Origin of the sequence: Microcystis sp. M113S1 (genome assembly GCF_020246945.1) — a bacterium.
Classification (GTDB): domain Bacteria; phylum Cyanobacteriota; class Cyanobacteriia; order Cyanobacteriales; family Microcystaceae; genus Microcystis.
The window spans coordinates 1-11,297 of sequence record NZ_JADBSA010000288.1; the positions used below are offsets into that span (position 1 = coordinate 1).

At 42.7% G+C, this 11,297-nt stretch carries 13 protein-coding genes and 1 pseudogene; 8 read left to right on the plus strand and 6 right to left on the minus strand.

Features of this window, described 5'->3' with window-relative positions; translation table 11 throughout:
* Positions 1-197: 197 nt before the first annotated feature.
* Positions 198-602, plus strand: a complete 405-nt coding sequence (locus IM319_RS14545; RefSeq protein WP_286825308.1) for a DUF1622 domain-containing protein — start codon at positions 198-200, stop codon at positions 600-602.
* 92 nt (positions 603-694) lie between these two features.
* On the opposite strand, the gene IM319_RS14550 is transcribed toward IM319_RS14545, so the two are convergent.
* The 3 genes from IM319_RS14550 to IM319_RS14560 all read right to left on the minus strand — a co-directional run bounded on the left by IM319_RS14550 (position 695) and on the right by IM319_RS14560 (position 2,504).
* A complete protein-coding gene (locus IM319_RS14550) occupies positions 695-1,375 on the minus strand; it encodes a response regulator transcription factor (protein ID WP_286825309.1) in 681 nt (226 codons plus the stop codon).
* Between the two features lie 315 nt (positions 1,376-1,690).
* A complete protein-coding gene (locus IM319_RS14555) occupies positions 1,691-2,146 on the minus strand; it encodes a (2Fe-2S) ferredoxin domain-containing protein (protein WP_287078090.1) in 456 nt (151 codons plus the stop codon).
* A 55-nt stretch (positions 2,147-2,201) separates the two neighbouring features.
* Positions 2,202-2,504, minus strand: coding sequence for a hypothetical protein (locus IM319_RS14560; RefSeq protein ID WP_286825311.1), 303 nt, complete (start codon positions 2,502-2,504; stop codon positions 2,202-2,204).
* Between the two features lie 115 nt (positions 2,505-2,619).
* Between IM319_RS14560 and IM319_RS14565 the strand changes: the two genes are divergently transcribed.
* From IM319_RS14565 to IM319_RS14580, 4 genes are all read left to right on the plus strand, one after another.
* The gene (locus IM319_RS14565; protein WP_287736024.1) at positions 2,620-3,021 is read left to right on the plus strand and encodes an Npun_F0494 family protein; all 402 of its coding nucleotides are present in this window, start codon (positions 2,620-2,622) and stop codon (positions 3,019-3,021) included.
* Between the two features lie 390 nt (positions 3,022-3,411).
* Positions 3,412-4,887, plus strand: a complete 1,476-nt coding sequence (cobQ, locus tag IM319_RS14570; RefSeq protein ID WP_287736025.1) for a cobyric acid synthase CobQ — start codon at positions 3,412-3,414, stop codon at positions 4,885-4,887.
* A gap of 9 nt (positions 4,888-4,896) precedes the next feature.
* Positions 4,897-5,136, plus strand: coding sequence for a 2Fe-2S iron-sulfur cluster-binding protein (locus IM319_RS14575; protein WP_287684103.1), 240 nt, complete (start codon positions 4,897-4,899; stop codon positions 5,134-5,136).
* A gap of 287 nt (positions 5,137-5,423) precedes the next feature.
* Complete coding sequence (locus IM319_RS14580) at positions 5,424-6,041, plus strand: class I SAM-dependent methyltransferase (protein WP_287736026.1); 618 nt, start codon at positions 5,424-5,426, stop codon at positions 6,039-6,041.
* Between the two features lie 100 nt (positions 6,042-6,141).
* Here the strand turns inward: IM319_RS14580 and IM319_RS14585 are convergent, their stop codons facing one another.
* A complete protein-coding gene (locus IM319_RS14585) occupies positions 6,142-6,846 on the minus strand; it encodes a cytochrome b/b6 domain-containing protein (protein WP_287736027.1) in 705 nt (234 codons plus the stop codon).
* 46 nt (positions 6,847-6,892) lie between these two features.
* Between IM319_RS14585 and IM319_RS14590 the strand changes: the two genes are divergently transcribed.
* Both IM319_RS14590 and IM319_RS14595 read left to right on the plus strand, forming a co-directional pair.
* On the plus strand, positions 6,893-7,633 hold the full coding sequence (locus IM319_RS14590) for a TIGR00297 family protein (protein WP_286827022.1): 741 nt from the start codon (positions 6,893-6,895) through the stop codon (positions 7,631-7,633).
* Positions 7,634-7,669: 36 nt separating this feature from the next.
* Positions 7,670-8,725: an amino acid ABC transporter substrate-binding protein gene (locus IM319_RS14595; RefSeq protein WP_287736028.1), complete on the plus strand. Its 1,056-nt coding sequence runs from the start codon at positions 7,670-7,672 to the stop codon at positions 8,723-8,725.
* 2 nt (positions 8,726-8,727) lie between these two features.
* Here IM319_RS14595 and IM319_RS14600 read toward each other — a convergent pair whose 3' ends face one another.
* Entirely contained in the window at positions 8,728-9,615 is an 888-nt protein-coding gene (locus tag IM319_RS14600) for a lipid kinase (RefSeq protein WP_149986059.1), read from the minus strand.
* A gap of 392 nt (positions 9,616-10,007) precedes the next feature.
* On the opposite strand from IM319_RS14600, the gene IM319_RS14605 reads away from it, so the two are divergent.
* Positions 10,008-10,766: a sulfite exporter TauE/SafE family protein gene (locus IM319_RS14605; RefSeq protein ID WP_287684097.1), complete on the plus strand. Its 759-nt coding sequence runs from the start codon at positions 10,008-10,010 to the stop codon at positions 10,764-10,766.
* Positions 10,767-11,032: 266 nt separating this feature from the next.
* Here IM319_RS14605 and IM319_RS14610 read toward each other — a convergent pair.
* Positions 11,033-11,297: pseudogene (locus IM319_RS14610) on the minus strand (Rpn family recombination-promoting nuclease/putative transposase); the annotation flags it as partial.

The following is an 11,297-nucleotide window of genomic DNA, read 5'->3' on the forward strand; positions in this document are numbered from 1 at the left end:
CAATGTTCAACCTTATTTCCTAGAAAGTTTTACTCGTTCAAGGCCGAATTTGAAGTCTTTTCTGAACGAAACCCCCTACTATCTGTGGTCAAGGTTCAGTTTTTAGCTTGGTTATCGCTTTTTCCATTGTAGCTTAAAGCTGTCCTCAAAGGACGGGGTTTTAACCCAAATTTTCGATAAGAGGGTGTCTGTTGGGTATGGAATTTTTAGCAGCTTTAGAAACAGGCTTGATCTCTGCCGTGGCAATCATCAAGTTTTGCCTAGAAAGTCTTTCGATCGCTTGTGTGGTGATCGGATTAATTAAAACCCTACAATTAGCTTGGCAGTCTAATCGTCACCGTCGCAGTCTTCCCCCTTTTTCCTTCAATCAAATTCGCATTCGTTTTGGTACTTGGCTATCTTTAGCCCTAGAGTTTCAGTTAGGTGGAGACATCGTGGCTACTACCGTCACACCTACTATAGAAGCCTTGGCAAAACTCGCCCTCATCGCTATTATCCGAACTTTCCTCAACTATTTCCTCAGCCAAGAATTGGAAACGGAATTGTCCATGGAAAAAGAGCGATCGCAACTAGCAGCCCAGGACAATCTCAGGGATTTTTAATGCCAAAAAAAGGTGAGTTGACAATCACCTGACCTAACCGCTGATAAGCTGTTGACTATTGAGGGTATGCTAAAAAAGTTTTTCAGCAAGCTCTAGATAGTCAACAGCTTATTACTTTCGATCGCCCATTGGGCCAATTCCGTGCGATTATGAAGACTGGTTTTATGAAGCATATTCGACACATGACTTTCGATTGTCCGTTGGCTAACATTGAGTTTTTCGGCGATTTCCCGATTAGCCAGTCCTTGGGCGACCAATTGTACTACTTTTAATTCCGTTGGGGTTAATTCCACATTACCCGGAACCTGAAGAGGAGTGACATCCGGGGAATGGATGCGGGTGCTGCGTTTCAGCAACCGGCCCGCTTGTGTGAGGGAAGACTCCACCAGGGCCACTAATTCTTCCGGTTCAAAGGGTTTGACCATATAGACATCGGCCCTGGTGGTTAAACCTGTTACCTTGTCTTGACTTTGAGCGTTAGGGGAGAGAAAAATCACGGGAATGCCACTAAAACGACTATCCTGACGAATTTTTTCGACGAAGGCATAACCGTCCATTTCCGGCATGATCAGATCACAGATAATCATATCGGGCATTTCCCCTGCCTTGGCAGTATTTGCCCCGCATTCGAGGATTTCTAGGGCTTCCCGACCGTTTTCTGCGGTTGTCACCCTATAACCACGAAACTCTAGATAATCTTTCACCAAAAGTATTAAATTCGGGTCATCGTCGATTAATAAAAGTTGTTTATTGTCTTTGTTGGTCTCTTTCATGGGTATTTTCCGGGCTGCAGGGTTAGGGGAATGGAGACGGACAAAGGATCGACAGGCAAGAGGCAAGGGGAGGTTAGATATGTGTAGTTAATTAGGGTTTTCTGAATAAATCTAAAAACCTTATCCAACAAGGTTTTTAGACTTTTTTTCCCTCAAAAAGTGCCGACCATTGGAGTGATTGGGGGGAAAATTGCGGGACTTTTTCCCTAAAAATTAGGTAATTGACTCCCTCAAAATCGGTAAAACCCTACACCCCACACCCCACACCCTGCCCCCACGAAAAACTTTTTGCCGCAAACCCTAATTAATTGTGTTTCAGCTAGTTTTAACCCTGTTTTCCTCTATTGTTTCGGGTTCTTCTCTGGGACAGTTCAGAGAAATTGCCGGTAAATCGTGGCGAAGAAAAGCATATTCTGTGACGATTTGATTACCGATTAGGTGTTCTTGGATAATTCTTTCGACCACTTCCTTGTTTACCCTTCGATACCAGACTCCTTCCGGGTACACTAATAAAATCGGGCCTTGGCTACAAACCCGCAAACAGTTGGCTTTAGTGCGAAAAATACAGCCTGGACGGTCGGCGCTGGGGCGATCGAGTTCTAATTCACTTAACCGCTTCTTTAAATAATCCCACACTTCTAACCCTTCTTCCTTGTCACAGCATTTTGGCTTAGTCTGATCGCAGCAGAGAAATAGATGACGCTGGATCTGGTCCAATCCCAACTTAGCCACATTTTCCCCCAAGATATCTCTGGTGTCTGCTTCTTCCATAAATTTTTTTTATCAACTAAACTCTTGACATTGAACAGAAAATGTGCATAACAGACTAAACTCTCGGTTTGAGGATGTAACGATAGATGAGATAAAAGATAGCGGCGAGGATTAAAGCGCTTAAAACTGCGCTGACTAGGCGTAAAATCGCCGTTAAAATGGAAAAAGTTACAAAAACCCCCGCCACTGCCACGACTACCTGTGCCGGTGTGGACAGGCTGCCGTACCAAGTTTTAACTTTTTCAAGAGTGGCAGCGAAACTAACCGGGGTAGCAACGGGGGGAAAATCGTCGGTTTCAATTTCCACTTCCACTTCTTCTGGGGTATATTTAGTATCGAACGGTTCGGGAGACTGCATAAACACTCAAGCTACTTAACACTTCATCCCTATTTTATCGATGATTGGGGTTGACAGGGGTTGAGGCCAGATCAATGTAACATTGAGTTTATCAATAGCTAAACGACCGGAATCTATGCGCCTATCGACTCCCACCGTTACCGCGATCAATTATCCTGATGCTACCATCACTAGGGCTGAACGCGCCCTCTGTTGTTCTCCTTTCCGTCTCACCCTATTCGCCGCTATGCTTGAGCGAAGTGTATCACTTTTAAGCATCCCCGGTCCTGGAGGTTTAGAAAAAGGTTATACTTCCAGACTGCTGACGGAAGCGGCAGCGGAAAGCTATCTTCTCTGGTTGATTAAAGTGGGAATTTTGCGGCGCGAAGTAGATGGACAGGGGATAACCGATAGTTTTCGTCTCACTCCTTTAGGGAGGAAATTAATAGAAAAATGGCAACCCCAAGGGTATCTTTTCCCTAAACCCAATTTCTGGCAAAGATTTTTAAATACTCTGCAACGTTGGTTTTCTTTTTAAGCAAGAGGCAACAGGCAACCCCCCCAACCCCTCGACATCGGGGGGGGGTTAATAGAAAGAATCTGGCAATTCTCCTACCTAAAAAAGGTTATAAACTAAGTACATCAAAGCTTTTAGCTTAACAAATTAGGTTGTAGATTCGGCCATTGTTATCAGTTATCATACCAAATCCGGTTATTAAAGACTGATTATTTATTCTCCCTTTTGCCTATTGCATGAGTGCCTCTCCTCATAAGTAGCCTATACTCAACGGATTTAGTATCAGTTATCAGATGTGAGTTTTCAGTTACTGGTTATCAGTTATCAACTGTTTACTGATTACTGTTTATTGATCACTGATTACTGTTTACTGTTTACTGTTCACTGAAAATACTCAACTAAAAAAACTAGATGAAAGCAATCATGGTAGTGGGGACAACATCCCACGCGGGTAAATCTTTTTTAACTGCGGCCTTATGTCGTCTATTAAACCGGAAAGGTTGGCAGGTAACACCCTTTAAAGGTCAGAATATGGCCCTTAATGCCTATGTTACCGCCGGAGGGGGAGAAATGGGTCACGCCCAGGCGGTGCAAGCATGGGCCGCGGGGACAATTCCCCGGGTAGAAATGAACCCAATTTTATTAAAACCCCAGGGAAATATGACCTCTCAGGTGATTATTAAAGGCAAGGCTGTTGGTGTCACCACGGCAGCGGATTATTATCAGAATTATTTTGAGCAAGGTTGGCAAGCAATTAAAGAATCTTTAGCTAAATTATCAACAGAATTTGATCTAGTTGTCTGTGAAGGTGCGGGAAGTCCGGCGGAAATAAATCTCAAACATCGCGATTTAACTAATATGCGGGTGGCTAAATATCTGGATGCCGCTACTATTTTAGTGGTGGATATTGATCGCGGGGGGGCTTTTGCTCACGTCGTCGGTACGTTAGAATTATTAGAACCGGAGGAAAGAGCTTTAATTAAAGGTATTGTGATCAATAAATTTCGCGGACAAAAATCTCTCTTAGATGCGGGGATTACTTGGCTAGAAGATTATACAAAAATTCCTGTGTTAGGAGTTCTTCCCTATAGTGATATCTTTTTAAGTGCCGAGGATTCTCTCAGTTTACTCGATCGCCCCGCCCAAAAACCAAAAGCTGAACTAAATATCATTGTCATTCGTCTGCCTCATATCGCTAATTTTACTGATTTTGACCCTCTCTGTGGTGAAGCAACGGTTAATGTACGTTATCTAGAATTACAGGAATCTTTAGGTTATCCCGATGGGGTAATTATCCCGGGTTCTAAAACTGCTGTCGCTGATTTAATCGCTCTTGATCAAAGTGGTATGGCTAATCAATTACAAGCCTATCACCAAAGGGGAGGTATTATCTTTGGCATCTGTGGTGGTTTACAAATGTTAGGGCGATTAATCCTGGATCCTGACCATCGAGAAAGTACATACAGTGAGGCAGCAGGTTTAAATTTACTGCCCTTAAAAACGGTAATTACTGCCGAAAAAATTACCCGTCAACGACAAGTTTTATCCAATTATCCCCAAGCGGGTTTACCGGTAATGGGATACGAAATTCACCAAGGAATAAGCCAATGGGAAAGTGAATCAGGTTATCAAAAAATGTTCGAGGAAGATGCTAGTCTAGGAATTGTCAATGATTCTCTCTCAATTTGGGGCTGTTATTTACATGGTATCTTTGATAATGGTTCTTGGCGAAGAACTTGGTTAAATCATCTGCGTCAGCGTCGCGGTTTATTATCTTTGCCTACGGGAATTGCTAACTATAGTGAACAAAGAGAAATAACCCTGGATACTATGGCTAATTTACTGGAAGAACATTTAAATCTTAAACCTATTCTTGCTCATTTGTAAGGAGAAATCATGACTATTTCAGTGCGTTTTTTACCCGATGATATCATCATGGAAGCGGAAACCGGAGAACTATTATTAGATGTGGCCAAAAAAGCAGGAATTGAAATTCCTACCGGCTGTTTAATGGGTTCCTGTCACGCCTGTGAAGTAGAATTAGATGATGGTAGTCAAATTTGTAGTTGTATTACCGGTATCCCCAGCGATCGAGATTCTTTAACCGTTCATTTATACTCCGATCCGCTTTGGTAGTTGTTCAGGTTTTCTGATAACAGAATTCAGCTATTACTGTTAAGTTGACGACTTCTAACTCGGAGAATACTGACTCGGAGACTTCTCGTCTAACGGAAGGTTTTTGATTTTTGCAGGATGTCCATTCATAATAGTAAATGCAATATATTTATAAAATACAATGGTACATGGTATCAATGGGATGTGACAATAAATTTCACTAAACCCTTGACAAAAGTTACTTTTTGTATTACCCTGCGATAGTGGTGATGCCACGCAAAACACTTACACATTAACTGTTTTAAAATATGTCAGATTATTATCATTATCAAAATTCTTGCTGTGGGACTGCCCACGCTTATTTGCTACCTTCTCTAAGTCAGATTTTTGCCGATCTTGCTCCTCCTGAAAAGCGTATTTTTGATCTCGGTTGTGGCAACGGATCGATCGCTAATTGGTTATCAGAAAAAGGATTTCAAATCAGTGGCTGCGATCCTTCCGAATCGGGGATAGCAGAGGCAAAAAAAGCCTATCCTGAACTTGATCTCTACGTTGGCTCCGCCTATGATGATCTGGCTAGTAAATTTGGTACTTTTCCGCTGCTAATTAGTTTGGAAGTGGTAGAACACGTCTATGCCCCGCGCGATTATGCTAAGACCGTTTATAATCTGCTGCAACCCGGAGGAGCTGCGCTGATCTCCACTCCCTATCATAGTTATCTGAAAAATTTGGCCCTAGCGGCTACGGGCAAGATGGACGATCATTTTACCGCTCTTTGGGATCACGGACATATTAAATTTTGGTCTGTCAAAACTATCACAAAACTGTTAACAGAAGCTAATTTATCGGTAGAGAAAATCTATCGTATCGGTCGTATTGCTCCCTTAGCGAAGACGATGATTATTCTCGCTCGTCGGGGTCAATAAATCATACTAAATCTTGTTTAAAAGGTATAGGAGAGGAGGGAGCAGGGAAGTTAAGCATTTGTACTAAAACTTTCAATACGCAGTTTAAATACAGTACACCTTAGTCAAACTTGGGAACAATCCAAGCTGCTATAATAGCCAATAAAACAACAATTTCTAAGACTTTATATAAGTTAAGAGATTGTAGCCACTGAAAAGTATTAGCTAGACGCAAACTTAACCCCCATTGACGTAATTGAGACAACCATAATTTCGGACTATCTTGTTCACGAAAACGCCATTTAAGGATAGATAATAACAGGGGAACCCCTCCCACTTTAGCAGTCATGAGCAGGTGCAGGATCAGACATACTGCCATAATTAACCAACTGAGCAAATGGGCATAATACCAGAAGTGATTTAATTCCCCTTCTGGTAGCCATTTGGAATCCATCATCCGGCCACTATACAAAGCAAAAGTTAGGGCAAAAAGAGTCAAAGTATTGACTAAACGATGGAGACTATACCACCAAATCGGCTTACCAAATTGGGTTAATTTGTTAAGAGAATCACTTTGAATTAATCTTTTGTTGCCCCGACGAAAAGCATAGATAGCAAAAATAGGAAAAATAATCAGAGTATAGAGGCCAAAAGTGCCGTGAATACTTTCAATTTCTCCATATTCTGGTAAGGGCAGTTTTAACCAACGACCGTCAAAAGTATCATAGGTCCAATAGGCCGTAACCATGGCGGCAATCAGGACAATTCCCGTGAATCCGTGCAGAATTCGCAGTAAAAGAGGTTGATAAGGTTGATTAGTTTTCATGAACTCGATCGATACAATGGGGGGAGGTAAACTTTAGCCCGATACTATGTTAACTAATCCTTGGCTCGTCGCTGTTCTTCTCAATACCATCCTCCTCGGAATCGCCTGGATTGCCCCAAAAAAGCTCTTAACTGCCATGGGTTATCTCCATGCTTGGGTTTTAGGGGTAATTGTCTGGGGAAGCTTAGGATGGCGCGGTTATCTAATTGTTTTATTCTATTTCCTCGTCGGTTCTACTGTCACCCGCATCGGTTTAGCGCGCAAGGAAGCAGAGGGAATCGCCGAAAAAAGAGCGGGGGTACGCGGTCCAGAAAATGTCTGGGGTTCCGCTTTAGCGGGGGCAATTTGCGCTATCCTAAGTCTTTTTGCCGCTTCTCCCTGGGATTACCTCTTAATACTCGCTTATGTGGCTAGTTTTAGCACCAAATTAGCCGATACTACTGCCAGTGAGGTGGGTAAAGCTTACGGTAAAACTACTTATCTAATCACTAATTTTAAATCCGTCCCCCGGGGAACAGAAGGTGCTGTTAGTTTAGAGGGAACGCTCGCCGGTTTGCTGGCAGCTACGGCTATTTCCCTGTTAGCATGGGCTATCGGTGCGATCGATCCTATCGGTGTGTTATGGTGCGTAATTGCGGCATTTATCGCCACCAATATTGAAAGTCTCATCGGTGCTACCCTACAAACTCGCTTTCTGTGGTTAACTAATGAATTGGTCAATGTGATCAATACGGTTATCGGTGCGATCGTGGCTATACTGTTAAGCTTCCTCTGGTCTTTCAGCTAAAATTAAGTGACTAAAAAAAATTTTCAGAGAATATCTATGCTAAAGTGGCGTTTTTGTGCATTGACCCTGCTGTTACTGCTAATTACTGCCTGTGGGACGGAAAATCCACCCAATTCTAGTTCTAACACTGCAAGTAGTCCCGATGCTGGCCGCTTGCCAACGGTGAAAAATCGCGGTAAGTTAATTTGTGGCATTAACGGAGAAGTGCCGGGGTTTAGCTTTGTTAATGAAAAAGGCGAATATTCGGGCTTAGATGTGCAAATTTGCCGAGCTATTGCGGCCGCTCTCTTTAATGATACCTCCAAAGTCGAATATCGTAAACTTAGCCCCCAAGAGAGATTTACTGCTGTGCAGACGGGAGAAGTGGATATCCTCAGTCGCAACACCACTTGGACGATTAACCGGGATACCGCCCTGGGGATGGAGTTTATCACCCCGGTTTTCTATGATGGTCAAGGAATTATGGCCACGAAAGCCAGTAATATTAAGAAATTAGAAGATTTGAGCGGAAAGTCCATTTGTGTGCTATCGGGAACCACCACGGAACAAAATCTGGCCGATGCCATGGCAAAAGCGGGAGTTCAAGGTTATAAACCGATCGTTTCCGATGATGTGGAGGCTTTATATACAGCTTATCAGGCGGGGCGTTGTCAGGCCGTCACCTCCGATCGCTCCCAATTGGTGGCCCGGCGCTCGGTTTTTCCCCGACCGCAGGATCATCAATTATTAGAAGTGGTAATATCTAAGGAACCCTTGGCCCCGGCCGTAGCCGATGGTGATCCCCCTTGGTCGAATGCCGTCCGCTCGATCGTTTTTAGTTTAATTCAAGGGGAAGAATTTGGGATTAACTCCCAAAATATTGCCACTTTTGCTGATAGTAAAGACCCCAGTATTCGGCGCTTTTTGGGTATCGACGAGAAGTTAGGTGAAGATATGGGTTTACCCAATGATTTTGCCCAAAGAGTCTTAAAACAGGTGGGTAATTACGGGGAAATTTATGATCGTGAAATCGGTAAACCCCTGCAACTCGATCGAGGTTTAAATAATCTTTGGACAAAGGGGGGTTTATTATATTCTCCTCCTTTTCGTTAATTTTAAAATTGTGTTTCCTGACGGGGAATATAGACTCCTAAGGCCGCCGGAATAACTCGAAACATGGCGGGAGTAGTGCTAGTAATTTCGCCATCGGTGTTGATACTATGGGGTTTACGAGTCTGAATTTGAATTTCTTTCCCTTTAAGAGTTCTCACCCAAGATAATAAACCCTGTTGTCCTCGCGGTAACGTCCATAAAAGCGGGAAAATTTGCCACCAGTGTTCAATTTCTAGGCTATATAAATCTAATCTTTGATCGTCAATTTGGGCATCGTGAGCGATCGGCATTCCTCCCCCATAATAACGACCATTTCCGATCGCTATTTGTAGGGTTTTAACTTTGATATTTTGGCCATCAATACCGATCATAGCGGTAAAAGGACGAGTTTTACTTAATAACTGTAGGGCTGTCCAAGCGTAGGCCAAAATCCCCAAACGTCGCTTTAAACCCTTGTTCAGTTTTTGGGTAATTTTCACACTTAATCCTAAACTAGCCACGTTGAAAAAGTATTTATTATTTACCCAACCTAGATCGATATATTTTAAATTACCTTCCGCAATAATTCGACAAGCTTCGGCAATAGAATTCGGTATCCCTAAAGTCCGGGCCAAATCATTAGCCGTTCCCAAAGGTATAATGCCTAGGGGCAGTTGAGTTTCTACCAACACATCCACCATAGCATTAAGAGTCCCATCGCCACCACCGACGATAACTAAATCAATATTAGAGCGATACTTTTCCATCAAAAAAGGTATATCTTCTACCTTTTTTAAAGGGACGCTGATAATTTCAAAATCCCAATGATTGAGCAGCTCGACAGTTTGAGCAAAGTTTTCTTTACCCTTGCGCGAGTGACGATTAATTAGTAGTAAAGCTCTTTTAGTCATAGGTCAGTTTCTCATGCAGGGATAAAGGTTATGTAATTAAATCAGAAAAAATATCAGGTGATTGTCAATAATATAGCCCCATTGATCACTAAATTTTAGTTAATAGCCCTTTCTTCGAGAAAATGTTCTACCATTGCCCCTATGTAGGGTTTGCTGAATAAATCTAAAAACCTTGCTGGATAAGACTTTTAGACTTTTTTGAAATCCAAAAGTACCAGATATGGGAGTGATCAGGGGGAAATTCAGGTACTTTTTCCCTGAAAATTAGGTAATTGACCACCTGAAAATCGGTAAAACCCTACACCCTACACCCTGCCCCTAGGAAAAACTTTTTCAGCAGACCCTATGTATGATAGCAAATTGAGACCCTTCAAGGCCATGAAACGAAGATAATGGCAGACTATTACTTGATTTTACTGATAACGGGCGTTTTTTCGGGCTTATTAGCGGGTTTATTCGGTATTGGGGGTGGCACTATCTCCGTGGCGATCCTGTTAAATTTGGGCTACAGTTACGGGGAATCGGTGGCTACCAGCAGTTTAGCGATCGTTTTCACTTCCCTAGTGGGTACGATCCAAAATTGGCGATTAGGTTCCCTCAAATGGCAGCGAGTTCTCCTCTTAGGCCTACCCGGGATTTTTACGGCATTTATCGGGGTCTATCTGGTCAAATATAGCCCCAAACACCTCCTAGAAGCGGCTTTTGGTTGTTTTTTACTGCTCAATATCTATTTAAGCAATCTCAAGCAAAATTTAAGCCAAAAAGAGCCAGTTTCTGCCATTAGATTGAATCCTAATCTAGCCTGTCTGCTAACCGGAGGAATCGCTGGATTTCTAGCCGGTATTTTCGGAATTGGCGGTGGGGCGATCATGGTGCCACTACAAATGATTTTTTTGGCAGAAAAGATCAAAATCGCCATTGTCACCAGTTTAGGTGTGGTTTTACTCAATTCGATCGCCGCCTGTTTCGCTCATGCCCAAGCCGGTTATATTCTTTATCTACAAGGGATTATTTTAGGTATCGGTGGTTCTCTAGGTGTACAAGTAACCACTCGTTTTTTACCGAAATTACCGGATCGATTGGTGCGGATTACTTTTTATATTTTTCTGCTACTGATGGCCATTTATTTCTTCATCCGCGCTTGCTCTTAAACCGCATCAACGGACTCGTTAAATCTCAACTTTCTAACCTTTCTAGTCTCTCCCTGATGGGCTTTTTCCCTATTCATCAATAAAAAACGGAGAATACTTGACAAATTCGGGGGGGGGAGAATGGCGGAGATTATTGCTTTTAATCGCTCATCTATGGGGTATAAATCTTAACTTTTCCCAGTATTAGCCATAACATTAGCTTGAATCAATCAAATCAAACAGGATTTAGTATAACAGAACCTCCTAGACATGAGGACATAAGGAGATTATGTCCCGTTTTGTATAGCTCTAACCTGTTCAACCTCTAATTCTAAGGCGGATGCGACTTGCTCAACACTTAACCCTAAGACTAACAAACGAGGGACTGCCTCTAGTGCTTTGTTTAGTCTGCCTTCCTGACGACCTTCCTGACGACCTTCCTGACGACCTTCCTGACGACCTTCCTGACGACCTTCCTGACGACCTTCCTGACGCGCTTCCTCGCGCACATCTTGAAAATACTGAGTTTGTTTTAATTCATCTAAACTAAAC

Coding starts and splice junctions, on each gene's coding strand:
- IM319_RS14545 (WP_286825308.1), top strand. CDS start 198: ATGGAATTTTTAGCAGCTTTAGAAACAGGCTTGATCTCTGCCGTGGCA.
- IM319_RS14550 (WP_286825309.1), bottom strand. CDS start 1,375: ATGAAAGAGACCAACAAAGACAATAAACAACTTTTATTAATCGACGAT.
- IM319_RS14555 (WP_287078090.1), bottom strand. CDS start 2,146: ATGGAAGAAGCAGACACCAGAGATATCTTGGGGGAAAATGTGGCTAAG.
- IM319_RS14560 (WP_286825311.1), bottom strand. CDS start 2,504: ATGCAGTCTCCCGAACCGTTCGATACTAAATATACCCCAGAAGAAGTG.
- IM319_RS14565 (WP_287736024.1), top strand. CDS start 2,620: ATGCGCCTATCGACTCCCACCGTTACCGCGATCAATTATCCTGATGCT.
- cobQ (WP_287736025.1), top strand. CDS start 3,412: ATGAAAGCAATCATGGTAGTGGGGACAACATCCCACGCGGGTAAATCT.
- IM319_RS14575 (WP_287684103.1), top strand. CDS start 4,897: ATGACTATTTCAGTGCGTTTTTTACCCGATGATATCATCATGGAAGCG.
- IM319_RS14580 (WP_287736026.1), top strand. CDS start 5,424: ATGTCAGATTATTATCATTATCAAAATTCTTGCTGTGGGACTGCCCAC.
- IM319_RS14585 (WP_287736027.1), bottom strand. CDS start 6,846: ATGAAAACTAATCAACCTTATCAACCTCTTTTACTGCGAATTCTGCAC.
- IM319_RS14590 (WP_286827022.1), top strand. CDS start 6,893: ATGTTAACTAATCCTTGGCTCGTCGCTGTTCTTCTCAATACCATCCTC.
- IM319_RS14595 (WP_287736028.1), top strand. CDS start 7,670: ATGCTAAAGTGGCGTTTTTGTGCATTGACCCTGCTGTTACTGCTAATT.
- IM319_RS14600 (WP_149986059.1), bottom strand. CDS start 9,615: ATGACTAAAAGAGCTTTACTACTAATTAATCGTCACTCGCGCAAGGGT.
- IM319_RS14605 (WP_287684097.1), top strand. CDS start 10,008: ATGGCAGACTATTACTTGATTTTACTGATAACGGGCGTTTTTTCGGGC.